The sequence below is a fragment of the Streptomyces sp. NPDC059534 genome, from assembly GCF_042743475.1.
In the GTDB taxonomy this organism is placed as follows: Bacteria; Actinomycetota; Actinomycetes; order Streptomycetales; family Streptomycetaceae; genus Streptomyces.
Window position 1 is genome coordinate 16,549 of record NZ_JBHWAQ010000010.1, and the last position, 24,604, is coordinate 41,152.

General features: G+C 72.4%; 22 protein-coding genes. 2 read left to right on the forward strand and 20 right to left on the reverse strand.

The window, feature by feature from the left end; genetic code table 11:
* Positions 1-101 precede the first annotated feature (101 nt).
* Positions 102-1,514 carry an RsmB/NOP family class I SAM-dependent RNA methyltransferase gene (locus ACFVZH_RS14515; protein WP_384896943.1) on the reverse strand — a complete coding sequence of 471 codons (1,413 nt, stop codon included), beginning with the start codon at positions 1,512-1,514 and terminating at the stop codon, positions 102-104.
* Positions 1,515-1,625: 111 nt separating this feature from the next.
* A complete protein-coding gene (fmt, locus tag ACFVZH_RS14520) occupies positions 1,626-2,558 on the reverse strand; it encodes a methionyl-tRNA formyltransferase (RefSeq protein WP_384896947.1) in 933 nt (310 codons plus the stop codon).
* 307 nt (positions 2,559-2,865) lie between these two features.
* On the opposite strand from fmt, the gene ACFVZH_RS14525 reads away from it, so the two are divergent.
* A complete protein-coding gene (locus ACFVZH_RS14525; RefSeq protein ID WP_384896950.1) occupies positions 2,866-3,384 on the forward strand; it encodes a hypothetical protein in 519 nt (172 codons plus the stop codon).
* Positions 3,385-3,513: 129 nt separating this feature from the next.
* Here ACFVZH_RS14525 and ACFVZH_RS14530 read toward each other — a convergent pair whose 3' ends face one another.
* The 14 genes from ACFVZH_RS14530 to pyrR all read right to left on the reverse strand — a co-directional run bounded on the left by ACFVZH_RS14530 (position 3,514) and on the right by pyrR (position 20,169).
* Entirely contained in the window at positions 3,514-5,643 is a 2,130-nt protein-coding gene (locus ACFVZH_RS14530; RefSeq protein ID WP_384896953.1) for a primosomal protein N', read from the reverse strand.
* A 117-nt stretch (positions 5,644-5,760) separates the two neighbouring features.
* Entirely contained in the window at positions 5,761-6,969 is a 1,209-nt protein-coding gene (gene metK / locus ACFVZH_RS14535; RefSeq protein WP_384896956.1) for a methionine adenosyltransferase, read from the reverse strand.
* Positions 6,970-7,223: 254 nt separating this feature from the next.
* Positions 7,224-8,435 (reverse strand): bifunctional phosphopantothenoylcysteine decarboxylase/phosphopantothenate--cysteine ligase CoaBC, encoded by a 1,212-nt coding sequence (gene coaBC, locus ACFVZH_RS14540; protein WP_384896959.1) that lies wholly within the window; start codon positions 8,433-8,435, stop codon positions 7,224-7,226.
* A gap of 120 nt (positions 8,436-8,555) precedes the next feature.
* Positions 8,556-8,828: a DNA-directed RNA polymerase subunit omega gene (gene rpoZ / locus ACFVZH_RS14545; RefSeq protein ID WP_366042461.1), complete on the reverse strand. Its 273-nt coding sequence runs from the start codon at positions 8,826-8,828 to the stop codon at positions 8,556-8,558.
* 62 nt (positions 8,829-8,890) lie between these two features.
* A complete protein-coding gene (gene gmk, locus ACFVZH_RS14550) occupies positions 8,891-9,478 on the reverse strand; it encodes a guanylate kinase (protein ID WP_384896963.1) in 588 nt (195 codons plus the stop codon).
* A gap of 49 nt (positions 9,479-9,527) precedes the next feature.
* Positions 9,528-9,851: an integration host factor gene (locus ACFVZH_RS14555; protein WP_362572758.1), complete on the reverse strand. Its 324-nt coding sequence runs from the start codon at positions 9,849-9,851 to the stop codon at positions 9,528-9,530.
* 330 nt (positions 9,852-10,181) lie between these two features.
* Positions 10,182-11,018 carry an orotidine-5'-phosphate decarboxylase gene (gene pyrF, locus ACFVZH_RS14560; protein WP_384896966.1) on the reverse strand — a complete coding sequence of 279 codons (837 nt, stop codon included), beginning with the start codon at positions 11,016-11,018 and terminating at the stop codon, positions 10,182-10,184.
* Positions 11,015-12,124, reverse strand: coding sequence for a quinone-dependent dihydroorotate dehydrogenase (locus tag ACFVZH_RS14565; protein WP_384896969.1), 1,110 nt, complete (start codon positions 12,122-12,124; stop codon positions 11,015-11,017). Before ACFVZH_RS14565 ends, pyrF begins: the two co-directional genes overlap by 4 nt.
* A 77-nt stretch (positions 12,125-12,201) precedes the next feature.
* Complete coding sequence (gene carB / locus ACFVZH_RS14570; protein ID WP_384896972.1) at positions 12,202-15,510, reverse strand: carbamoyl-phosphate synthase large subunit; 3,309 nt, start codon at positions 15,508-15,510, stop codon at positions 12,202-12,204.
* The gene (gene carA / locus ACFVZH_RS14575) at positions 15,503-16,666 is read right to left on the reverse strand and encodes a glutamine-hydrolyzing carbamoyl-phosphate synthase small subunit (RefSeq protein WP_384896975.1); all 1,164 of its coding nucleotides are present in this window, start codon (positions 16,664-16,666) and stop codon (positions 15,503-15,505) included. The genes carB and carA overlap by 8 nt, the downstream gene beginning before the upstream one ends.
* On the reverse strand, positions 16,663-17,241 hold the full coding sequence (locus ACFVZH_RS14580; protein WP_384896978.1) for a hypothetical protein: 579 nt from the start codon (positions 17,239-17,241) through the stop codon (positions 16,663-16,665). Before ACFVZH_RS14580 ends, carA begins: the two co-directional genes overlap by 4 nt.
* Entirely contained in the window at positions 17,238-18,524 is a 1,287-nt protein-coding gene (locus tag ACFVZH_RS14585) for a dihydroorotase (protein WP_384896980.1), read from the reverse strand. Before ACFVZH_RS14585 ends, ACFVZH_RS14580 begins: the two co-directional genes overlap by 4 nt.
* A gap of 2 nt (positions 18,525-18,526) precedes the next feature.
* A complete protein-coding gene (locus ACFVZH_RS14590) occupies positions 18,527-19,516 on the reverse strand; it encodes an aspartate carbamoyltransferase catalytic subunit (protein WP_384896983.1) in 990 nt (329 codons plus the stop codon).
* 86 nt (positions 19,517-19,602) lie between these two features.
* Positions 19,603-20,169 carry a bifunctional pyr operon transcriptional regulator/uracil phosphoribosyltransferase PyrR gene (gene pyrR, locus ACFVZH_RS14595; protein ID WP_384896986.1) on the reverse strand — a complete coding sequence of 189 codons (567 nt, stop codon included), beginning with the start codon at positions 20,167-20,169 and terminating at the stop codon, positions 19,603-19,605.
* A 247-nt stretch (positions 20,170-20,416) separates the two neighbouring features.
* Between pyrR and bldD the strand changes: the two genes are divergently transcribed.
* Complete coding sequence (bldD, locus tag ACFVZH_RS14600; protein WP_017242229.1) at positions 20,417-20,917, forward strand: transcriptional regulator BldD; 501 nt, start codon at positions 20,417-20,419, stop codon at positions 20,915-20,917.
* A gap of 281 nt (positions 20,918-21,198) precedes the next feature.
* Here the strand turns inward: bldD and nusB are convergent, their stop codons facing one another.
* From nusB to ACFVZH_RS14620, 4 genes are all read right to left on the reverse strand, one after another.
* On the reverse strand, positions 21,199-21,636 hold the full coding sequence (nusB, locus tag ACFVZH_RS14605; protein ID WP_384896988.1) for a transcription antitermination factor NusB: 438 nt from the start codon (positions 21,634-21,636) through the stop codon (positions 21,199-21,201).
* Between the two features lie 2 nt (positions 21,637-21,638).
* On the reverse strand, positions 21,639-22,205 hold the full coding sequence (gene efp, locus ACFVZH_RS14610) for an elongation factor P (protein ID WP_384896991.1): 567 nt from the start codon (positions 22,203-22,205) through the stop codon (positions 21,639-21,641).
* 49 nt (positions 22,206-22,254) lie between these two features.
* Entirely contained in the window at positions 22,255-23,364 is a 1,110-nt protein-coding gene (locus ACFVZH_RS14615; RefSeq protein ID WP_384896994.1) for an aminopeptidase P family protein, read from the reverse strand.
* A gap of 71 nt (positions 23,365-23,435) precedes the next feature.
* Positions 23,436-24,557 carry an AAA family ATPase gene (locus tag ACFVZH_RS14620; RefSeq protein WP_384896997.1) on the reverse strand — a complete coding sequence of 374 codons (1,122 nt, stop codon included), beginning with the start codon at positions 24,555-24,557 and terminating at the stop codon, positions 23,436-23,438.
* Between the last annotated feature and the right edge of the window lie 47 nt (positions 24,558-24,604).

Below are 24,604 nucleotides of genomic sequence, written 5' to 3' on the forward strand. Positions count from 1 at the left end.
TCTTGGGTACTTCTTTGCCGCTGAGCGGTTTCGGTTCCGGTCCAGACCAATTTCGGTACGAAGCGACGAGGACCGGACCGGGACGGACCGGGAGATTGCGGTCAGGCGGTACGGCGCAGCAGCGCCAGGTACATCGCGTCCGTGCCGTGCAGATGCGGCCACAGCTGGACGTCCGGGCCGTCGCCGAGCGCCGGCACGCCGGGGAACAGCGGACGGGCGTCGATCAGCTCCGCGCCGCCGACCTTCTTCAGGACGTCGTCGACGACCACACGCGTCTCGGCCAGGTGCGGCGAGCAGGTCGCGTACCCGACGACACCGCCGACGCGCACGGCCCGCAGCGCCTCGGTGAGCAGGGCGCGCTGGAGCGGCGCGAAGCCGTCCAGGTCCTCGGGACGGCGGCGCCAGCGCGCCTCGGGACGGCGGCGCAGGGCGCCCAGGCCCGAGCAGGGCACGTCCATCAGGACCCGGTCGAAGGAGCCGGGGAGCCACGGCGGCCGGGTGCCGTCGGCGGCGATGACCTGGTACGGACCCGGGTTGCCCGCGAGGGCGCGCTCGACGAGCCGGGCGCGGTGCGGCTGCTTCTCGGAGGCGAGCAGGGCGGCGCCGCGCTCGGAGGCGAGGGCGGCGAGGAGCGCGGCCTTGCCGCCGGGTCCCGCGCAGCCGTCGAGCCAGCGGGCGTCGGAGCCTTCCACGGGCGCGTTCGCCAGGGCGATCGCGACGAGCTGGCTGCCCTCGTCCTGGACGCCGGCCCGGCCCTCCTGCACCGCCTCGATGGCGCCGGGCTCGCCGCCCTCGGACATCCGGAGGGCGTACGGGGACCAGCGGCCCGGCAGCGTCTCGGTGGCCGCCGCGAGCTCTTCGGTGGTGGCGCGGCCGGGGCGGGCCACGAGGGTGACCTCGGGGCGCTCGTTGTCGGCCTCCAGGAGGTCCTCGATGCCGGCCCGGCCGCCGCCGAGGGAGTCCCAGAGCGCCGAGACGACCCAGCGGGGGTGCGAGTGGACGACGGCGAGGTGGTCCTCGGGGTCCGCGTCGTACGCGGGGGCGACCTGCGCCACCCAGGCGTCCAGGTCCTGCTGCGAGATCTTGCGCAGCACGGCGTTCACGAACTTGGCCCGGCCGTCGCCGAGGACCACGCGGGCCAGCTCGACGCTGGCGGAGACCGCGGCGTGGGTGGGGATCCGCGTCCCGAGCAGCTGGTGCGCGCCGAGCGCCAGCACGTCCAGCACGGGCGGGTCGACCTCGCGCAGCGGCCGGTCGATGCAGGCGGAGATGATCGCGTCGTACGTGCCCTGGCGGCGCAGCGTGCCGTAGACGAGCTCGGTCGCCAGCGCCGCGTCCCGCCCGTCGAAGTCGCCCTTCTCCCGGGCCTTCCTCAGCAGCGGCGGCAGCACCAGGTTGGCGTAGGCGTCCCGCTCGTCCACCGCCCTCAGCGCCTCGAAGGCGAGCATCCGGACGGGGTCCTTCTGGGGCCGCCGGTAGGGCTTGTGGGGACGGCGACGTGCCTGCTCGCTCAAAGGTGCTCCGGGTGACGAAATGAAGACGGTCGAACCCACTCAGCCTACGTCCGTCCGGCACCCCCGGGGAAAACGGCCCCTGCCGGAGGGCCCCGCGCCGCCGCCGGGCGGCTACGCTCCCAGCCGCTCGCCCGGGGCGATGCGGACGCCGCGGGCCCAGTCGGCCGCCTTCATCGGCTTCTTGCCCTGGGGCTGGACCCAGAGCAGCTCGACGGCGTACGAGCCGGTGCCGGCGTAGACGTTGTTCTTGCCGACGGAGAGCTCACCCGGGGCGAGGTCGTCGCGGTCGGGGAGCGGGGTGACCTGGATGAGCTTGAGGCGCTCGCCGCGGAAGACCGTCCAGGCGCCGGGCGCCGGGGTGCAGCCGCGGACGACGCGGTCCACCCGCAGCGCGGGGTGGGCGAAGTCGACCTGGGCGTCCTCGACCTGGATCTTGGGGGCGAGGGTGATGCCCTCGACCGGCTGCGGGACGGCGTGCAGCGTGCCGTCCTCGATGCCGTCCATGGTCGCTGCGAGCAGCCCGGCGCCCGCGAAGGCGAGCCGGGTCAGCAGGTCACCGCTGGTGTCGGTGGGGCGGATGTCCTCGGTGACGACGCCGTACACGGGACCCGAGTCGAGCCCCTCCTCGATCTGGAAGGTGGACGCCCCGGTCACCTGGTCGCCGGCCATCAGGGAGTGCTGCACGGGAGCGGCGCCGCGCCACGCGGGCAGCAGCGAGAAGTGCAGGTTGACCCAGCCCCGGGCGGGGACGTCGAGGGCGACCTTGGGCAGCAGCGCGCCGTAGGCGACGACCGGGCAGCAGTCCGGCGCGATCTCCCGCAGCCGGGCGAGGAACTCCTCGTCGCGCGGCCTGGCCGGCTTCAGCACCTCGATCCCGGCCTCCTCCGCCCGCTGGGCCACCGGGCTGGCGACCAGCCGCCGGCCGCGCCCCGCCGGGGCGTCCGGCCGGGTGATCACGGCGGCCACCTCGTGGCGGCCGGAGGCCAGCAGGGCGTCCAGTGCGGGTACGGCGACCTCGGGGGTGCCTGCGAAGACGAGCTTCATGGGTGGCGACTGCCTGTCTGTCCGGGGGCGTTGCGAGCGACGCACCAGTCTAGGTGGTGTCGTGCGATCAGGCCGGGCCGGCGGCGTCCGGCACCCCGCCCTGACCGGCCCGACCGGCACGACGCCCCCGGGCGGCGGGTGTCAGGGGGCGTACGGAAGGACGAGCGCCCCGCGCATATGCGTGTACGCCCCCGCAGCGTGACCCAACTCCCGGTGGCGCGTTGGTCAAGAGAGATTGACCGAACTCGGGCCGCCGTTCCCCCTGCGGCCCGCCCCTTACACACACGCCGGTTCGAGAGGCTTTCACATGGCCGACCACGCAACCCACGACGCCCAAGCCCGGGCGAGTCTGCACCTGTTGGTGCGGGACATCGAGCGGGTCCGGCGGCAGGTGGACGCACTGCGCACGCTCACGGCCCAGCTGGGCAATGTCTACCGCCCTCGCCGCTCCGGTCCGTCGACGGGCTTCGTCGTCTACGGGCGCGCGCCCGCCCCGACCGTACGGCTCGCCCAGGAGCTGCGGGACAGCGTCGAGACCCTGGTGACCGCGGCGGTCGACTTCGACCGCTCGCTCGGATTCTCCTGGGACGCGGTGGGTTCCGCGCTCGGGGTCACCAAGCAGGCGGTCCACCGCCGCTACGGCGCCCGCCGCGCGCCCCAGCCGGGCGTCGCCGTGGACCAGGACCACTCCGTGGAGCCGAGCGCGACCCGCACCCTTCCCTCGGTCCCCGCCGCCCGCTCCATGCCTCCGCAGCCCACCTCGGGCAGCGCCGCCCTCCACGAAGACCCCCGCCCGTCGGCCTTCCCCGGCCCCCGCAACGGCTGACCCGCACCACCCCCACGGCCGCCCGCCCCGCACCGGGACGGGCGGCCGTGTCATGGGCAGCCGGGCCATGGACGGCCGGGCCACCCGGTCGGCCGGGAGGGACCTCGTCACCCTCCCGGCCGACCCGGGTCAGCCGATGTCCGGCGGGTCGACGCGGATGCGGACCGGCTCGCCGCCGCCGCGGGCCATGCGGGCGGCGCGGGCCTGCTTGAGAGCCGTCGCCAGGGCGGCGCCGCTGCCCGGGGGGACGCGGACCAGGGCGCGGTCCCACTGCTCGCCCGGAGGCGGGTCGCCGGGGCGGCGGGGACCGCCGGGGCGGACGACGGGGAGCGGTACGGGGCCGAGGATCTCGGCGTCCGCGGGCAGCGCGGCAGCCGCGAGGAAGCCCTCCACGGCGTCGGGCGGACCGGCGACGGCGGCCATCCGGGAGACGGGCGGGAAGCCCAGTTCGGCCCGCTCGGCGAGCTCGCGCTGGGCGTGCCCGACCGGGTCCCAGCGGACCAGCGCCTGGACCGGCCGGAGCGTCGGCTCCGCGACCACCACGACCGTGCCGCCGTCGGGCTGGCCCCGCACCAGCGAGGCGGCGTCGATCCAGCGGCGCAGCGCCTCCTCGCCGGCGCGCAGGTCGGGGCGGCCGAGCATGGCCCAGCCGTCGAGGAGCAGCGCGGCCGCGTAGCCGCCGTCGGCGACCGGTTCGGCGCCGGGGGTGGAGACGACGAGCGCGGGGCGGCCGGGCACGGTGTCCAGGACGTGGTCGCGACCCGAGGTGCGTACGGGAACGGCCGGGAACGCCCGGCCCAGCTCCTCCGCCGTCCGCCGCGCGCCCACGATCTGGGCCCTCAGCCGGTTCGAGCCGCACGCCACGCAGTGCCAGTCGGGAGCGCCGCGCCCGCACCAGCCGCACCGAAGCTCCTGCTGCTCGGGCGCCTCCAGGGGCCCGGCGCAGTGGCGGCAGCGGGCGGGCGTCCGGCACCGCTCGCAGGCCAGCTTCGGCACGTATCCCCGCCGGGGCACCTGGACGAGCACCGGACCGGTCTTGAGGCCCTCCCGTACGGTCTGCCAGGCCAGCGAGGGCAGCCGGGCCGCGCGAGCGGCCTCGTCGCGGGCGAGCTCGCCGTCGCCGACGGTCCGGATCAGGGGGGCGGCCCTGCGGACCTGGTCGCGCCCTGCGGTCAGCGCCTTGGCCCAGCCGGACTCGACGAGCTGGGCGGCCTCGACGGTGCAGCTCGTGCTGCCGAGGAGGAAGGCGCACCGGTCCTGGCCGGCGCGCAGGATCAGGACCTCGCGCGCGTGGGGCTGCGGGGCGTGCGGCTCGCTGTGGCTGCCGTCGCCGTCGTCCCAGACGACGACGAGCCCCAGGTCCCGTACGGGGGCGAACATCGCGGCCCTGGTGCCGACGACGGCCCGCACCGCGCCGCGCCGCACGGCCAGCCACTGCGCGTACCGCTTCTCCGGACCGGCCTCGGCGGTGAGCAGCGCGTGCCGCCCCTCCCCCAGGACGTCGGTGAGCGCCGCGTCGACCCGGCCGGCCGCCCGGCCGTCCGGTACGACGACGAGCGCGCCCCGGCCCGACGCCAGGGTCGCGGCGACGGCCCGGGCGATCTCCTCGGCCCAGTGCGGTCCCGGGAGTGCGTTCCACACGGCCCGCGGCGACCCGCCGCGCGCCAGGGAGTCCAGGAACGCCGGCCCCCGGTCGTACCGCGTCCAGCTCCCCGGTTCCGGCGCGGCCGGCGGCGGCAGCGGTGCCGGCGAGGGGCGGCCCTCGGCGCGGGCACTGCGCGGCGGCACGGCGAGCTGGAGCACGTCCGCGAGACTGCCCGCGTACCGGTCGGCGACGGCGCGGGCGAGAGCGAGCAGCTCGGGTCCGAGCACCGGCTCGGGCGAGACGACGTCGGCGAGCGCGGCCAGCGGTCCCGAGTAGTCCGAGGTGGCCCGCCGCTCGACGAGGAAGCCGTCGATGAGCCGGCCGCCCTCCCGGCGTCCGTTCTTGACCTGGTGCGCCCCCGCCCCGAACCGCACCCGGACCCGGACTCCGGGGCGTGCCGTCTCGTCCAGCTCCTCGGGCACCGCGTAGTCGAAGAACTGGTCGAGGTGGAGCGCCCCCTTGTTCACCACGACCCTGGCGACCGGCAGCTCCTTCGCCAGGGCGGCGCCGCGCCAGGTCCGCGGCTTGGCCCGCGGTACCTTCGCCGTCCGCACGGTCTCCCGAATGAGCGCGAGCTGCTCGGGTTCGTCGGACTTCTCGTTCTCGCTGCTCACAGCCCCATACCTACCAGACGCCACCGACAGGCGGACATGGCCGAAGCCCGGTACCCCGTGAAGGGGTGCCGGGCTTCGTTCGCGTACGGCCGGACCTTGGGCCGTGTCCGAAACGGCCTAGAGGCCGGCGGCCTGCTTCAGGGCGTCCACGCGGTCCGTGCGCTCCCAGGTGAAGTCCGGCAGCTCGCGGCCGAAGTGGCCGTAGGCGGCGGTCTGGGAGTAGATCGGGCGGAGCAGGTCGAGGTCGCGGATGATCGCGGCCGGGCGGAGGTCGAAGACCTCGGCGATGGCGTTCTCGATCTTCTCGGTCTCGACGGTGTGGGTGCCGAAGGTCTCGACGAAGAGGCCGACGGGCTCGGCCTTGCCGATCGCGTAGGCGACCTGGACCTCGCAGCGCGAGGCGAGGCCCGCGGCGACGACGTTCTTGGCGACCCAGCGCATGGCGTAGGCGGCCGAGCGGTCGACCTTGGACGGGTCCTTGCCGGAGAAGGCGCCGCCACCGTGGCGGGCCATGCCGCCGTACGTGTCGATGATGATCTTGCGGCCGGTGAGGCCGGCGTCGCCCATCGGGCCGCCGATCTCGAAGCGGCCGGTCGGGTTCACCAGGAGGCGGTAGCCGTCCGTGTCGAGCTTGATGCCGTCCTCGACGAGCTGCTTGAGCACGTGCTCGACGACGAACTCGCGGATGTCGGGCGCGAGCAGCGACTCCAGGTCGATGTCGGAGGCGTGCTGCGAGGAGACCACGACCGTGTCGAGGCGGACGGCCTTGTCGCCGTCGTACTCGATGGTGACCTGGGTCTTGCCGTCGGGGCGCAGGTACGGGATGGTGCCGTTCTTGCGGACCTCGGTGAGGCGGCGGGAGAGCCGGTGCGCGATGTGGATCGGCAGCGGCATCAGCTCGGGGGTCTCGTCCGAGGCGTAGCCGAACATCAGACCCTGGTCGCCGGCGCCCTGCTTGTCGAGCTCGTCCTCGTCACCCTCGACCCGCTTCTCGTACGCGGTGTCGACACCCTGGGCGATGTCCGGGGACTGCGATCCGATGGACACCGACACGCCGCAGGAGGCGCCGTCGAAGCCCTTCTTGGAGGAGTCGTAACCGATCTCCAGGATCTTGTTCCGGACGAGGGTCGGGATGTCCGCCCACGCCTTGGTGGTCACCTCACCGGCGACGTGCACGAGGCCGGTGGTGATCAGCGTCTCCACGGCGACGCGCGAGGTGGGGTCCTCTCGCAGCAGTGCGTCGAGGATGGTGTCGCTGATCTGGTCAGCGATCTTGTCGGGGTGACCCTCGGTGACGGATTCCGAGGTGAACAGACGACGGGACACAACGCTCCCTGGTGTTGCAGCGGCTGCTGGCTAATCGTGACGCGGACCGGCAGGGGGCTGCGCCCCGCGACGTTCCACGAACAGTCTATCGGTCGTGGTCGAGCTGTGGACCAAGTGTCTCGCCTGGCGAATGGCGGCGTCGGGTGAAACCGCCATCCGGCAAGGGGGAGACCACTCGATCGGTGGGACGCACATCACTCGGGGGTCGGCGTTTCACCCCCGCGGCACATCGGGTCCCGCCCCTTGGGGCGTGGTCAGGTCGCGGTGCGCAGGCGCGGCAGGACCAGGTCCCAGACCGTCTCGGCGAGCGCTTCCTTCGGTCCGTACGGCACGGGGGTCTCGGCGCCGTCGGAGGCGAGGACGACGGCCTCGTTCTCCTCGGAGCCGAAGGTCTTGCGCTCCCCCACCTCGTTGACGACGAGCAGGTCGCAGCCCTTGCGGCGGAGCTTCGCGCGTCCGTTGGCGAGGACGTCGTCGGTCTCGGCGGCGAAGCCGACGACGACCTGACCGGGCAGGGCGCGGTCGGCGGCCAGCTCGGCGAGGACGTCGGGGTTGCGGACGAGCTCGACGGTGGGGGCGCCGCCGTCGTCCTTCTTCTTGATCTTCCCGGCGGCGTAGACGGCCGGCCGGAAGTCGGCGACGGCGGCGGCCATCACCACGGCGTCGGCGTCCGCGGCGGCCTTGAGCACGGCCTCGCGGAGCTGGACGGCGGTGCCGACGTGGACCACGTCGACGCCGGCCGGGTCGGGGATGCCGGTGTTGGCCTCCACCAGGGTCACCCGGGCGCCGCGGGCGGCGGCGGCCTTCGCGAGGGCGTAGCCCTGCTTCCCGGAGGAGCGGTTGCCGAGGTAGCGGACGGGGTCGAGGGGCTCGCGGGTGCCGCCCGCGCTGACCACGACATGCCGTCCGGCGAGGTCGGGGGCGGTGACGCCGCGGGCGAGGATCCGCCGGCAGACCTCGAAGATCTCCGCGGGGTCGGGCAGCCGGCCCTTTCCGGTGTCGACGCCGGTGAGGCGGCCGACGGCGGGCTCGATGACGACGGCGCCGCGGCGACGGAGGGTCGCCACGTTCTCCTGGGTCGCCGGGTGCTCCCACATCTCGGTGTGCATGGCGGGGGCGAAGACGACCGGACAGCGCGCGGTGAGCAGCGTGTTGGTGAGCAGGTCGTCGGCGAGGCCGTGGGCGGCCTTGGCCAGCATGTCGGCGGTCGCGGGGGCTACGACGACCAGGTCGGCGCCCTGGCCGATCCGTACGTGCGGCACCTCGTGGACGGACTCCCACACCTCGGTCGAGACGGGGTGGCCGGAGAGCGCGGACCAGGTGGCCGCCCCGACGAAGTGCAGGGCCGAGTCGGTGGGCACGACCCGGACGTCGTGGCCCGACTCGGTGAGCCGGCGCAGCAGCTCGCACGCCTTGTAGGCGGCGATGCCGCCGCTGACCCCCAGAACGACCTTCGGCTTGGCCACGACTTCCACCACTCCCCGCACTCGGACGCGCACTCGGATGCGTACGACTCCATGAGACACCACAGGCCCGGCGGATGTTCCGCCGGGCCTGTGGTGACAAGCGTTACAAGCGATACGTGCTTACGTCGCCGGGCCCTCGATGGCCTCGGACGTCAGCAGACCCGCGTTGATCTCCCGCAGGGCGATCGAGAGCGGCTTCTCGTGGACGTGGGTGTCGACGAGCGGACCCACGTACTCCAGCAGGCCCTCGCCGAGCTGGGAGTAGTACGCGTTGATCTGACGCGCGCGCTTGGCCGCGTAGATCACGAGGCTGTACTTCGAGTCCGTGGCCTCGAGCAGCTCGTCGATCGGCGGGTTGATGATGCCCTCGGGCGCAGTCATGGAAGAGGACACGCTCTACCTTCCGAAGATGAAGAAAAAATCAGACATGCTGTGAAGTGCGGGGTCCCACGGCGTCAGCCGTTGTTGTCCAGGTCCCCAGATGACAGCAGCATCAACGTTAGCAGCTCGCGTGCGACGTCCTCGACGGAGGTGTTGACGAGCGTGGTGTCGAACTCCGCCTCGGCGGCCAGTTCGACCTTCGCGGCCTCCAGCCGGCGCGCGATGACGTCGGGAGACTCGGTGCCGCGGCCGGTGAGGCGGCGGACCAGTTCCTCCCAGCTCGGCGGGGCCAGGAAGACCAGCCGGGACTCGGCCATGGAGTCCTTCACCTGGCGGGCGCCCTGGAGGTCGATCTCCAGGAGGACGGGCTCCCCGGAGTCCAGGCGCTCGAGGACCGCGGCACGCGGAGTGCCGTAGCGGTTGCCCGCGAACTCGGCCCACTCCAGGAGCTCACCGTTGGCGATCAGCTTGTCGAACTCGTCGTCCGTCACGAAGAAGTAGTGGACGCCGTGCTTCTCGCCGGGGCGGGGCTTGCGTGTCGTCGCCGACACCGAGAGCCAGACCTCTGGGTGGACCTTGCGCATATGAGCGACGACCGTGCTCTTGCCGACCCCTGAGGGGCCGGAGAGCACGGTCAGCCGCGGACGTACCTCTGCTGCCATGCAGCGATTATTCCAGCTTTACCGGTGTGCCCGGGACGCGCGTCCCGGATCAGGCGCCGGTGCTGCCGAACTCCCGCTCCAGGGAGGCGATCTGGTTCGAGCCGAGACCGCGGACGCGGCGGCTCTCGGAGATGCCGAGGCGCTCCATGATCTGCTTGGCGCGGACCTTGCCGACGCCGGGCAGGGACTCAAGCAGCGCGGAGACCTTCATCTTGCCGATGACGTCGTTCTCCTGGCCGGTCTTGATGACCTCCTGGAGGGAGGCGCCGGAGTGCTTGAGTCGATTCTTGATCTCGGCCCGCTCCCGGCGAGCCGCGGCGGCCTTCTCGAGCGCGGCTGCGCGCTGTTCAGGGGTAAGGGGCGGAAGAGCCACGCCTACGTCACCTCGGATGTCGATCTGTCGGATACGGACCGGTGAGGAACCCAGCGCCCCACACCAGTGGAGCAACGCTCAACGGAGTGGTCGTTGAACGCCTGCTCTGCTCCGGAGACTAGCGGCCGAGGCCGCTCCAGTCAGCGAGAACAGCGGAAAAGTCCTGGTCAGCATCGACCGACCAGGACTTTTCCGGCATAACGACCTGGTTTTGAGCCAAGATTTCGTCAAGTAGTGAGACGGCCCGGCGAGACGGGCCGTCCCACCGGGCCGGATCGGCTCCCACCTGCGGCTTGTCCGGGGACCCCGATCGGATCGCCCGGAGGGCCGTCACGCGCCGACGGCCGCCCGGACCTCGTCCGCGTACCGGTGAGCCGAGTCCCGCAGAGCGGCCGCGTCGGGACCGTGCTTCAGGACTCCGCGGCTGACGTTCGGGACGACGTTGCCGACCGCGGCGCCGAAGACGGCGGGAAGGTCGGCCGGGGTCGCGCCCTGGGCGCCGATGCCGGGGGCCAGGAGCGGGCCGTTGATCTCCAGGTCGAACGAGGACAGGTCGCCGAGGGTGGCGCCGACGACCGCGCCGAAGGAGCCCATGGGGGTCTCCCCCGCGTTCTCCGCCGCCAGGTGGGCCAGCATGGTCGCGCCGATGGTGCGGCCGTCCTCGCGCACCGCCCGCTGGACCTCGGCGCCCTCCGGGTTGGAGGTGAGGGCCAGCACGAAGAGACCGGCGCCGGACTCGCGGGCCAGGTCGACGGCCGGCTTCAGGGAGCCGTAGCCGAGGTACGGGGAGACCGTCAGCGCGTCGGAGAAGAGCGGGGAGTCCTTGCGCAGGAAGGTCTCGGCGTACGCGGCCATGGTGGAGCCGATGTCGCCGCGCTTGGCGTCCATGACGACCAGGCCGCCCGCCGCGCGCAGGTCGGCGACCGCGCGCTCCAGGACGGCGACGCCGCGCGAGCCGAAGCGCTCGAAGAAGGCCGACTGCGGCTTGAAGACGGCCACGGTGTCGGCGAGCGCCTCGACGACGGTGAAGGTGAACCGCTCCAGACCGGCGATGTCGTCGGTCAGCCCCCAGGAGTCGAGCAGGGCGGCGTGCGGGTCGATCCCGACGCAGAGCGGCCCGCGCTCGTCCATGGCGGAGCGCAGACGGGTACCGAAGGAGAGAGTCACTTGGCGGCCTTTCGGTTATCGGCGCCGACGGCCTCGGCGAGGGTGGCGTACGGGGAGGCCGCGAGGCGCGCGGCGAGGCCCTTGTGGATCGCGCGGGCGTAGAACGGGCCCTCGTAGATGAAGGCGCTGTAGCCCTGGATCAGGGTGGCGCCGGCCAGGATGCGCTGCCAGGCGTCCTCGGCGTTCTCGATGCCGCCGACGCCCACCAGGACCAGGCGGTCGCCCACGCGCGCGTGGAGGCGCCTGAGGACCGCGAGGGAGCGCTCCTTGACGGGCGCGCCCGACAGGCCGCCGGTCTCCTTGACCAGCGCGGGGTCGGACTTCAGGCCGAGGCCCTCGCGCGCGATGGTGGTGTTGGTGGCGATGATGCCGTCGAGGCCGAGCTCCAGGGCCAGGTCGGCGACCGCGTCGACGTCCTCGTCGGCCAGGTCGGGTGCGATCTTGACGAGGAGCGGGACCCGGCGGCCGGTGACCGCGCGGTCGGCGGCCTCCCGTACGGCCGTGAGCAGCGGGCGCAGGGACTCGGTGGCCTGGAGGTTGCGCAGCCCGGGGGTGTTCGGGGAGGAGACGTTCACGACGAGGTAGTCGGCGTGGGCGGCCAGGCGCTCGGTGGACTTCACGTAGTCGGCGGCGGCCTCGGCCTCCGGGACGACCTTCGTCTTGCCGATGTTGACGCCGACGACGGTCCTGAAGACCGGCGTACGGGCGGCCAGGCGCTCCGCGACGGCGGCGGAGCCCTCGTTGTTGAAGCCCATGCGGTTGATCAGGGCGCGGTCCGGGACGAGCCGGAAGAGGCGCTTCTTGGGGTTGCCCGGCTGGGCCTCGCCGGTGACCGTGCCGATCTCGATGTGGTCGAAGCCGAGCATCGACATGCCGTCGATGGCGACGGCGTTCTTGTCGAAGCCGGCGGCGAGCCCGAAGGGGCCGTGCATGCGCAGGCCGAGGGCCTCGGTGCGCAGCTCCTCGTACCGCGGCGCGAGGACGGCCGCGACGAAGGTCCGCAGCACCGGGACGCGGGCGGCGAGCCGGATCCAGCGGAAGGCCAGGTAGTGGGCCTCCTCGGGGTCCATGCGCTTGAAGACGAGGTCGAAGAAGAACTTGTACATGTGTTTCCGGTCCAGGTCTGCTCATGACGAGGGGGACACCGCAGATCCTGCCGGTGTCCCCCTCCTCGTACGGGCTGCTAGTCGCGGGCCGCGGTCAGATGCTCCGCGTGCTCCTGGAGCGAGCGGACGCCGACGTCGCCGCGGTTGAGCGCGTCGATGCCCTGGACGGCGGCGGCGAGCGCCTGGACCGTGGTCAGGCACGGGACGCTGCGCGCCACCGCGGCCGTACGGATCTCGTAGCCGTCGAGCCGGCCGCCGGTGCCGTACGGGGTGTTGACGATCAGGTCGACCTGGCCGTCGTGGATCAGCTGGACGACGGTCTTCTCGCCGTTCGGGCCCTCGCCCTCGCTGAGCTTGCGCACGACCGTCGCGTTGATGCCGTTGCGCTTGAGGACCTCGGCGGTGCCGGAGGTGGCGAGCAGCTCGAAGCCGTGGGCGACGAGCTCGCGGGCCGGGAAGATCATCGAGCGCTTGTCGCGGTTGGCGACGGAGATGAACGCGCGGCCCTTGGTGGGCAGCGGGCCGTAGGCGCCGGCCTGCGACTTGGCGTACGCCGTGCCGAAGACCGCGTCGATGCCCATGACCTCGCCGGTGGAGCGCATCTCCGGGCCGAGGACGGTGTCGACGCCGCGGCCGTGGATGTCGCGGAAGCGGCTCCACGGCATCACGGCCTCCTTGACGGAGATCGGCGCGTCGATCGGCAGGGTGCCGCCGTCGCCGGTCTTCGGCAGCAGGCCCTCGGCGCGCAGCTCGGCGATGGTGGCGCCGAGCGAGATGCGGGCGGCGGCCTTCGCGAGCGGGACGGCGGTCGCCTTCGAGGTGAAGGGGACGGTCCGGGAGGCGCGCGGGTTGGCCTCCAGGACGTAGAGGATGTCCCCGGCCATGGCGAACTGGATGTTGATCAGGCCGCGGACGCCGACGCCCTTGGCGATGGCCTCGGTGGAGGCGCGCAGCCGCTTGATGTCGAAGCCGCCGAGGGTGATCGGGGGCAGGGCGCAGGCCGAGTCGCCGGAGTGGATGCCGGCCTCCTCGATGTGCTCCATGACGCCGCCGAGGTAGAGCTCCTCGCCGTCGTAGAGCGCGTCGACGTCGATCTCGATGGCGTCGTCGAGGAAGCGGTCGACCAGGACCGGCCGGGTGGGGCTGATCTCGGTGGACTCGGCGATGTACGACTCGAGGCGGGCCTCGTCGTACACGATCTCCATGCCGCGGCCGCCGAGCACGTACGAGGGGCGGACGAGGACGGGGTAGCCGATCTCGTCGGCGATGGCCTTGGCGCCGGCGAAGGTGGTCGCGGTGCCGTGCTTGGGGGCCGGGAGGCCGGCCTCGGCGAGCACCTGGCCGAAGGCGCCGCGGTCCTCGGCGGCGTGGATGGCCTCCGGGGAGGTGCCGACGACGGGCACGCCGTTGTCCTTGAGCGCCTGCGACAGACCCAGCGGGGTCTGGCCGCCGAGCTGGACGACGACACCGGCGACGGGGCCGGCCAGCGTCTCGGCGTGGACGATCTCCAGCACGTCCTCGAGCGTCAGCGGCTCGAAGTACAGGCGGTCGGAGGTGTCGTAGTCCGTCGAGACGGTCTCCGGGTTGCAGTTGACCATCACGGTCTCGTAGCCGGCGTCGCTCAGGGCGAAGGAGGCGTGGACGCAGGAGTAGTCGAACTCGATGCCCTGGCCGATGCGGTTCGGGCCGGAGCCCAGGATGATCACGGCGGGCTTGGTGCGCGGCGCGACCTCGCTCTCCTCGTCGTACGAGGAGTAGAAGTACGGGGTCTTGGCGGCGAACTCGGCGGCGCAGGTGTCGACCGTCTTGTAGACGGGGCGGACGCCGAGGGCGTGCCGGACCTCGCGGACGACGTCCTCGCGCAGACCGCGGATCTCGGCGATCTGGGCGTCGGAGAAGCCGTGGCGCTTGGCCTCGCCGAGGAGCTCGGGCTCGAGCTTCTCCGCGGCGGCCAGCTCGTCGGCGATCTCCTTGATCAGGAAGAGCTGGTCGACGAACCACGGGTCGATCTTCGTGGCGTCGAAGACCTCCTCCGGGGTGGCACCGGCCCGGATGGCCTGCATGACGGTGTTGATGCGGCCGTCGGTCGGGCGGACCGCCTCGCGCAGCAGCTCGTCCTTGTCGCCGGGCTCGCCGACGAAGGTGAACTGCGAGCCCTTCTTCTCCAGGGAGCGCAGGGCCTTCTGGAGGGCCTCGGTGAAGTTGCGGCCGATGGCCATGGCCTCGCCCACCGACTTCATGGTGGTGGTGAGGGTGGAGTCGGCCTGCGGGAACTTCTCGAAGGCGAAGCGCGGGGCCTTGACGACGACGTAGTCGAGCGTGGGCTCGAAGGACGCCGGGGTCTTCTCCGTGATGTCGTTCGGGATCTCGTCCAGCGTGTAGCCGACGGCGAGCCGGGCCGCGATCTTGGCGATCGGGAAGCCGGTGGCCTTGGAGGCGAGCGCGGAGGAGCGGGAGACGCGCGGGTTCATCTCGATGACGATGATCCGGCCGTCGACCGGGTCGATCGCGAACTGGATGTTGCAGCCGCCGGTGTCGACGCCGACCTCGCGGATGATCGCGATGCCGATGTCGCGCAGCCGCTGGTACTCGCGGTCGGTGAGCGTCATCGCCGGGGCGACGGTGATCGAGTCTCCGGTGTGGACGCCCATCGGGTCGAAGTTCTCGATGGAGCAGACGACCACGACGTTGTCGTTCTTGTCGCGCATCAGCTCCAGCTCGTACTCCTTCCAGCCGAGGATGGACTCCTCCAGGAGCACCTCGGTGGTCGGGGAGAGCGTGAGGCCCTGGCCGGCGATGCGGCGCAGCTCGTCCTCGTTGTGGGCGAAGCCGGAGCCGGCGCCGCCCATGGTGAAGGAGGGGCGGACGACGACGGGGTAGCCGCCGAGCGTCTCGACGCCCTGGATGACGTCGTCCATCGAGTGGCAGATGACCGAGCGGGCGGACTCGCCGTAGCCGATCTTGGCCTTGACGGCCTCGACGACGCCCTTGAAGAGGTCGCGGTCCTCGCCCTTGTTGATGGCCTCGACGTTGGCGCCGATGAGCTCGACGCCGTACTTCTCCAGGACGCCCTGCTCGTGCATGGAGATCGCGGTGTTGAGCGCGGTCTGGCCGCCGAGGGTGGGCAGGAGGGCGTCGGGGCGCTCCTTGGCGATGATCTTCTCGACGAACTCGGGGGTGATCGGCTCGACGTACGTGGCGTCGGCGATCTCCGGGTCGGTCATGATCGTGGCCGGGTTGGAGTTGACCAGGATCACCCGCAGGCCCTCGGCCTTGAGGATGCGGCACGCCTGGGTGCCGGAGTAGTCGAACTCCGCGGCCTGGCCGATGACGATCGGGCCGGAGCCGATGACCAGGACGGACTGGATATCGGTGCGCTTAGGCACGCTCGGCCTCCATCAGGGATACGAAGCGGTCGAAGAGGTACGCGGCGTCGTGCGGGCCCGCGGCCGCCTCGGGGTGGTACTGGACGGAGAAGGCCGGCTGGTCGAGCAGCTGGAGGCCCTCCACGACGTTGTCGTTCAGGCAGACGTGGGAGACCTCGGCCCGCCCGAAGGGGGTGTCGGAGACCTTGTCGAGGGGCGCGTCGACGGCGAAGCCGTGGTTGTGCGCGGTGATCTCGACCTTGCCGGTGGTGCGGTCCTGGACCGGCTGGTTGATGCCCCGGTGGCCGTACTTCAGCTTGTAGGTGCCGAAGCCGAGGGCGCGGCCGAGGATCTGGTTGCCGAAGCAGATGCCGAACAGGGGCGTCCTGCGCTCCAGGACGGCGCGCATGACGGCGACGGGGCCGTCGGCGGTGGCCGGGTCGCCCGGGCCGTTGGAGAAGAACACACCGTCGGGCTCGACGGCGTAGATGTCCTCGGCGGTGGCGGTGGCGGGCAGCACGTGGACCTCGATGCCGCGCTCGGCCATCCGGTGCGGGGTCATGCCCTTGATGCCGAGGTCGACGGCGGCGACGGTGAACTTCTTCGTGCCGATCGCGGGGACGACGTACGTCTCCTTGGTGGCGACCTCGGCGGAGAGGTTCGCGCCCTTCATCTGCGGCTGCTCCTGCACCTTGGCGAGCAGCGCCTCGTCGCGGACACCGGTCCAGGCGTCGCCGGAGAAGATGCCGACGCGCATGGCGCCGCTCTCGCGCAGGTGGCGGGTGAGGGCGCGGGTGTCGATGCCGGAGATGCCGACGACGCCCTGGCGCTCCAGCTCCTCGCCCAGCGAGCGCCGGGCGCGCCAGTTGGAGGAGACGCGGGCGGGGTCGCGGACGACGTAGCCGGAGACCCAGATGCGGCCGGACTCGGGGTCCTCGTCGTTGACGCCGGTGTTGCCGACGTGCGGGGCGGTCATGACCACGACCTGCCGGTGGTACGACGGGTCGGTGAGGGTCTCCTGGTAGCCGGTCATGCCGGTGGAGAACACGGCCTCGCCGAAGGTCTCCCCCACGGCCCCGTAGGCGCGGCCGCGGAAGATGCGGCCGTCCTCCAGGACGAGTACGGCGGGAGCCGCCTTCTGCCTCGGAGAGGCGACTCCCTTGATGGAGGTCGTCATCGTGCGATGCCTTCCGTCGTGGTGGTGTGGTTCATGGAGTTGATGGCTTCGACCCAGGCGGTGTGCTCGGCCGCCCGGTCGGAGCGGAAGCCGGAGTCGAGCAGCTTCCCGCCGTGGGTCCAGGTGACGATCAGCAGACCGCCCTCGGCGAGGACCTTGCCGGCGATGCCCTTGTCGAGGCGGGCCTCGCGCAGGGCGTCGGCCGGGACGAAGAAGTCGTTCGCCCCGGGGCGTACGACCGCGATCCCGGCGTCGGTGAGCGTGAGCTCGACGCGGCTGCGGGTGCCGAGGCCGTGGGCGACGATCCGGTCGAGCCACTGCCCGGCGGTCGTGGACCCGTGGTAGCGCCCGCTGAGAGTCAGTTTCGCCGTACCGGCCTCACCGGGCGCGGCGGGCAGCTCGGGCAGGTCCGACTGGAGGCTGCCGCGCCACTTCCATCCCTGGCGCATCAGCCAGTAGACGAAGGCGACGAAGAGCAGCAGTCCGGCGACCCAGCCGATCCTGTCGGCCCAGTCGGTCACCTCCGCCGACTTCTGATCGGCTGCCTGTGCGGCGATTGCGATGAGTGGTGTCACGCCAGCTTCCCGTCCACGACCGTTGCCCGGCCCCGCAGGAAGGTGTGGGTGACGCGTCCCGGCAGCTCACGACCCTCGTAGGGGGTGTTGCGGCTGCGGGAGGCGAAGTCCGCGGGGTCCACGACACCACGGTAAGCCGGATCGACCAGCGTCAGGTTCGCGGGCTCACCAACCGAGACGGGGCGTCCGTGGCCGTCGGCCCGTCCGATGCGGGCGGGGGCGAAGGACATGCGGTCGGCGACGCCGGCCCAGTCGAGGAGGCCCGTCTCGACCATCGTCTGCTGGACGACGGAGAGCGCGGTCTCCAGGCCCACCATGCCCATGGCGGCCGCGGCCCACTCGCAGTCCTTGTCCTCGTGCGGGTGCGGGGCGTGGTCGGTGGCGACGATGTCGATCGTGCCGTCGGCCAGCGCCTCGCGCAGGGCGAGGACGTCCTTCTCGGTGCGCAGCGGCGGGTTGACCTTGTAGACCGGGTTGTACGAGCGGACCAGCTCGTCCGTGAGGAGGAGGTGGTGTGGGGTGACCTCGGCGGTGACGTCGATGCCGCGGGACTTGGCCCAGCGGACGATCTCGACGGAGCCGGCGGTGGAGAGGTGGCAGATGTGGACGCGGGAGCCGACGTGCTCGGCGAGGAGGACGTCGCGGGCGATGATCGACTCCTCGGCGACGGCCGGCCAGCCGCCGAGTCCGAGCTCGGCGGAGACGATGCCCTCGTTCATCTGGGCGCCCTCGGTGAGGCGGGGCTCCTGGGCGTGCTGGGCGACGACGCCGTCGAACGCCTTCACGTACTCCAGGGCGCGGCGCATGATCACGGCGTCGTCGACGCACTTGCCGTCGTCGGAGAAGACGGTGACGCCGGCGGCGGAGTCGTGCATGGCGCCGAGCTCGGCGAGCTTCTTGCCCTCCAGGCCGACGGTGACGGCGCCGATGGGCTGCACGTCGCAGTAGCCGGACTCCTTGCCGAGCCGGTAGACCTGCTCGACGACGCCGGCGGTGTCGGCGACCGGGTGGGTGTTGGCCATGGCGAAGACGGCCGTGTAGCCGCCGGAGGCGGCGGCGCGGGTACCGGTGAGGACGGTCTCGGAGTCCTCGCGGCCGGGCTCGCGCAGGTGGGTGTGGAGGTCGACCAGGCCGGGCAGGAGGATCTGTCCCTCGGCCTCGACGACCGTCGCGCCCTCGGCGGAGAGCCCGGTGCCGACCTCGGTGATGGTCTCGCCCTCGACGAGGACGTCCAGCACCTCGCCGCCGAGGACCTTCGCACCGCGGATCAGGATCTTGCTCATGGTTACTTGCTCTCCTCGGTGCGGGGGGTGCTGGGGGCGGGGGCGGCGGAGTCGTTGCCGCCGAGCAGCAGGTAGAGGACGGCCATCCGGATCGAGACGCCGTTGGCGACCTGCTCGATCACCGTGCACCGGTCGGAGTCGGCGACCTCGGCCGTGATCTCCATGCCGCGGACCATGGGGCCGGGGTGCATGACGATGGCGTGCTCGGGCATCTTCGCCATCCGCTCGCCGTCGAGCCCGTACCGGCGCGAGTACTCGCGCTCGGTGGGGAAGAAGGCGGCGTTCATCCGCTCGCGCTGCACACGCAGCATCATCACCGCGTCGGACTTCGGCAGCACCCTGTCGAGGTCGTACGAGATCTCGCAGGGCCAGGTCTCGACGCCGACGGGGACCAGGGTGGGCGGGGCCACCAGGGTGACCTCGGCGCCGAGAGTGTGCAGCAGGTCGACGTTGGAGCGGGCGACGCGGCTGTGCAGGACGTCGCCGACGATCGTGATGCGCCGGCCGGCCAGGTCCTTGCCGAGGCCCGCGTCGCGGCCGACCAGGCGGCGGCGCATGGTGAAGGCGTCCAGGAGGGCCTGGGTGGGGTGCTGGTGGGTGCCGTCGCCGGCGTTGACGACGGGGGCGTCGATCCAGCCGGAGGTGGCGAGGCGGTACGGCGCGCCGGAGGCTCCGTGCCGGATGACGACCGCGTCGACGCCCATGGCCTCCAGGGTCTGCGCGGTGTCCTTGAGGGATTCGCCCTTGGAGACGCTGGAACCCTTCGCCGCGAAGTTGATCACGTCGGCGGAGAGGCGCTTCTCGGCGGCCTCGAAGGAGATCCGGGTCCGGGTGGAGTCCTCGAAGAAGAGGTTGCAGATGGTCCGGCCGCGCAGCGTGGGCAGCTTCCTGATGGGCCGGTCGGCCACCCGGGCCATCTCCTCGGCGGTGTCGAGGATCAGGACGGCGTCGTCGCGGGTGAGGTCGGCGGCCGAGATGAGGTGACGCATCATCGGGGTTTCTCTCCGTGGTGGGGAGGTGTGCGGGCATGCGGGGGCGCAGGGGGGGTGCCCCGGCCCCGCGGGGGAAGCCGGTCCGGCTAGGAGGCGGGCCTGGTGCCGAGCAGCACGGTGTCGCGACCGTCCTCCTCGGCGAGCTGCACCTTGACCGTCTCCCGCAGCGACGTGGGGAGGTTCTTTCCGACGTAGTCGGCGCGGATCGGAAGTTCGCGGTGGCCGCGGTCGACGAGGACCGCGAGCTGGACGGCGCGCGGGCGGCCGATGTCGCCGAGGGCGTCGAGGGCGGCGCGGATGGTGCGGCCGGAGAAGAGCACGTCGTCGACGAGGACGACGAGGCGGCCGTCGATGCCGTCGCCGGGGATCTCGGTGCGGCCGATGGCGCGGGCCGGCTTCAGCCGCAGGTCGTCCCGGTACATGGTGATGTCGAGGGAACCGACCGGGATCTTGGTGCCGGTGATCGATTCGAGCTTCTCGGCGAGCCTGCGGGCGAGGAAGACACCGCGGGTGGGAATGCCGAGGAGGACCACGTCGTCGGCGCCCTTGGCGCGCTCGACGATCTCGTGGGCGATGCGGGTCAGGACCCGCGCGATGTCGGTGGCCTCGAGGACGGGCCGGGCGTCATCGCCGTACTGCTGCTGAGTGTCCATGAAGAAACGGACCTCCTTCTCCGCCTCACGGGACGGTTCTTAAAGGACGTCGGAATTGCGCCGTTCACTCTACCAGGGGAGGGCGGGCGTGCGGCTCACACCCCCGCTCGCCACTCCGGGCGCCGTCCCCCGGGAGGGGTCGGTACGGACCATTCGGCTTGACGGGAAAGAGTAACGCTGCGTAACCTCACAGTGAGTTACCAGCCGCGCGGCGCAGCCGCATGTCGTCACAGCGTCCGGGAGCGTTATGTCCAGCGAATACGCAAAGCAGCTCGGGGCCAAACTCCGCGCCATCCGCACCCAGCAGGGTCTGTCCCTCCACGGGGTGGAGGAGAAGTCCCAGGGCCGCTGGAAGGCCGTGGTCGTCGGCTCGTACGAGCGTGGCGACCGTGCGGTGACCGTGCAGCGTCTTGCCGAGCTGGCCGATTTCTACGGGGTGCCGGTGCAGGAACTGCTGCCGGGCACGACCCCGGGCGGGGCCGCCGAGCCGCCGCCGAAGCTGGTCCTGGACCTGGAGCGTCTGGCGCACGTCCCCCAGGAGAAGGCCGGCCCGCTCCAGCGCTACGCGGCGACGATCCAGTCGCAGCGCGGCGACTACAACGGCAAGGTGCTGTCGATCCGCCAGGACGACCTGCGCACGCTCGCCGTCATCTACGACCAGTCCCCCTCGGTCCTCACCGAGCAGCTGATCAGCTGGGGCGTGCTGGACGCGGACGCGCGCCGCGCCGTCGCCCACGAGGACAACTGATCCTCCCGCTGCCCTTCTCAGGTCACAGCAGAAACGTACCGCCGGGCCCGTGGACATCACCCGATGTCCACGGGCCCTGTGCTTCCCGGCGCCCTCACCGGGTCCGTACGGCCCCCGTGAGCCCGTACCGACCCGTGGGCGCCCGGACACGCCGGGAAGCGCTCTGAGGGGCCGAGAACGTGCCCTACGGGCCGCGGGGAGGCCAGGGAATGCCAGGGAATGCCGAAGGGGCCCGCAGCACGTGTGCTGCGGGCCCCTTCGGCATACCGGGGACGTCCGGACTAGTCGTCCACGTCCCGGCGCAGACGCGGCTTCAAGTCCTTGAAGCGCGCCAGCAGACCGTTGACGAAGGTCGGGGACTCGTCGGTGGAGAACTCCTTGGCGAGCTGAACCGCCTCGTCGATCGCGACCGCGTCCGGCGTGCCGTCCTCCCAGATCACCTCGTACGCACCGAGGCGCACGATGTTCCGGTCGGTGGCGGGCATCCGGTCGAGGTCCCAGTCCACCGCGTAGGTCGCGATGAGCTCGTCGATGCGCGACACATGGGCCGCGTACCCCTCGACCAGCTGCATGGTGAAGTCGCTGACCGGCGGCTGGCGGTCGTCCGACCGCGCGTGCCGGACCTGGTCCGCGAGAACCTCCTGGACGGAGGCACCGCGCTGGTCGGCCTCGAAGAGGATCTGGAAGGCGCGCTTGCGGGCCTTGCTCCGAGCGGCCACGGTTAGTCGTTCACCCGGCCGAGGTAGTCGCTGGTACGCGTGTCGACCTTGACCTTCTCACCGGTGGTGATGAAGAGCGGGACCTGGATCTCGTGGCCGGTCTCCAGCTTGGCGGGCTTGGTGCCACCGGTGGAGCGGTCGCCCTGGACGCCCGGGTCGGTGTGCTCGATCGTCAGCACGACGGCGGCGGGGAGCTCGACGTAGAGCACCGAGCCCTCGTGCTGCGCGACCGAGGCGGTGAAGCCCTCGATGAGGAAGTTGGCGGTGTCGCCGACGGCCTTGCGCTCGACCATCAGCTGGTCGTAGGTCTCCATGTCCATGAAGACGAAGTAGTCGCCGTCCATGTAGGAGAACTGCATGTCGCGGCGGTCGATGGTGGCCGTCTCGACCTTCACGCCGGCGTTGAAGGTCTTGTCGACGACCTTGCCGGACAGCACGTTCTTGAGCTTGGTGCGCACGAAGGCCGGGCCCTTGCCGGGCTTGACGTGCTGGAACTCGACGACGGACCAGAGCTGGCCGCCTTCGAGCTTGAGCACCATGCCGTTCTTGAGGTCGTTCGTGGAAGCCACGGTTGCGGAATCTCCTGGACTGACGTGGGACCGTGGAGGCGTACGCGCCTTACAGCGCGAGCAGCTCCTTGGTCGTGATGGTGAGTAGCTCGGGTCCGCCGTCCGCCTCCTGGCGCACGACGAGCGTGTCATCGATCCGGACCCCGCCCCGGCCCGGGAGGTGGACCCCCGGTTCGACGGTGACCGGCACACAAGCGTCCAGTTTACCCATGGCCGAGGGTGAGAGCTGCGGGTCCTCGTCGATTTCGAGCCCCACGCCGTGCCCGGTGAGCGGCACGGCGGCCTCCGCGTGCCCCGCCGCGTCCAGGATCTGGCGGGCCGCCCGGTCCACGTCCCGGTATCCGGCACCGGGTGCGAGGGACTCCCGACCGGCCCGCTGAGCGGCGAAGACGAGCTCGTACAGCTCGATCTGCCAGTCCGCAGGGGTCGTACCGATGACGAAGGTGCGGCCGATCTCGCACCGGTAGCCCCGGTAGTCCGCGCCGAGGCAGACGGAGAGGAAATCCCCCTCCTCGACCCGGCGGTCGGTCGGCCGGTGCCCGCGACGCCCGGAGTGCGGGCCGGTCGCCACCGAGGTGGGGAAGGCGGCGCCGTCGGCACCGTGGTCGACGAGCCGCCGTTCCAGCTCCAGCGCCAGGTGACGCTCGGTCCGGCCCACGAGGATCGACTCCAGGAGCTCGCCCAGGGCCTGGTCGGCGATCTCCGCGGCGATCCGGAGGCAGGCGATCTCGTCCTCGTCCTTGACGATCCTGAGCTGCTCGACGGCGCAGGCGAGGTCGGCGAGGTGCAGCCCGGGCGCGACGGAACCCATCGCCCGGTGCCGGGCCACGGTCAGGTCGTGCTCCTCCACGGCGAGCGCGTCGGCACCCGCCAGGCGGGCCAGGCCGACGGCCGCGACGGCGGGATCGCCGCCGGCGGACAGGACCTGCTGTCGCAGCAGCTCGTCGAGCCGTCCGTCGGCCGGTTCACCGCCGGGCGCGACGGGACAGAGCAGGACGTCCGCGTCAGGCTCGGGGCCGACGAGCAGGACGGCGCCCGGCGGCGAACCGCCCGCGAGATAGCGGACGTTGGCGGGGCGGGAGACCAAGGCCGCCGGGCTGCCCGCGGCCGCGCACCGGTCGCGCAGCCGTACACGGCGGTCCGCATACACCTCTGACATGCTTCCGAGCCTACGAGGGGTGCGCCGCGGCGGCCTGTTCTGCGCGGCCGACCGAGCGGGCCCCCGGCCGGTCACCAGGTGGGCGGGCTCGCTATCGCGCGGGCCAGCACGTCGTCGAGGACGCGGGCGGTGGTCTCGACGTCGTACGTGGAGTTGTCGATGATCGGCAGGCCCGAGCCGTACCAGCCGGCCATCCGGCCGTGGATGGCGGCGACCTCCTCGTCCGAGAGGCGCCGGTTGCCGCTGCGCTCCGCGTTGCGCTCCAGGACGACCTCCAGGCCCGGCAGCAGGACCACCGGCAGCAGGCCGGGCCCGACATGGCGCTTCCAGCCTCCGAGGCCCACGACGGGCCGGTCCGGGAACACCGCGTCGTCGACGATGCACGAGATGCCGTTGGCGAGGTAGTTGCGCGCGGCGAAACCGCAGGTCCGGCGGGCGAGCCGGTACTGCGCCTCCGCATGCTCGCTCCACCCCGACTGCGGGTCGGCGAAGCCGGAGCAGACCCACTCGCGCACGTCGTCGAGGCTGATGTGGGCCGTCGGCACCCGGCGGCGCTGCGCCCAGTGGCGCGCCACCGTCGTCTTGCCCGCGCCCGCCGGCCCGATCAGCAGCACCGCGAGCGTGGCCGTGCCGGTGCCCCCGCCGAGTTCCACGGCGGGCACCGGCGACACACCCACCGGCGGCAGCGCGACCTGCCCGGTCAGGTCCGCCCGCGGGGGCGGACCGGCCGGGTACCGCGACGCTCCCTGCCCCTGGGGTATGCCTCCGGGCGCCCCCCACCCCGGCCCACCGGGGCCCGGCTGCGGCGCGGCGGGTGCCACGTGCGGCGGGACGGGCTGCGGAGACGGTGCCGGCGCCTGCGGGTGCCGGGACCCTCCGCCCTGCACGGCCGGGTGCACACCGAGCCGGCCACCGGCCTGGGCCGGTCCGGCGGGCGCCGGTGCGGCGGGCGGCGGCGGGGTGGGCAGCGCTCCGCCGGGCAGCGGCGGGGCGGGCGGCGGACCGGACGGGTGGCCCGGGTACGGGGTGCCCTGGGGAGGCGCCGGAGGGACAGGGGGAGGTGCGCCCTGGGCGCCGCCCCCCGTGCCCGCTCCCGGTCCGGCCGCCGCTCCCGGAAGGGGAACGGGGCCGGGGTCGGGTGCCTGCCCCGGTCGTTCGGGCGATGGCAGCGGACCCCCCACTGCGTGCTGCATCCGGTGCCACTCCGTCTCGTACGCCTGTCGGCCTCTGGTATCCGTGG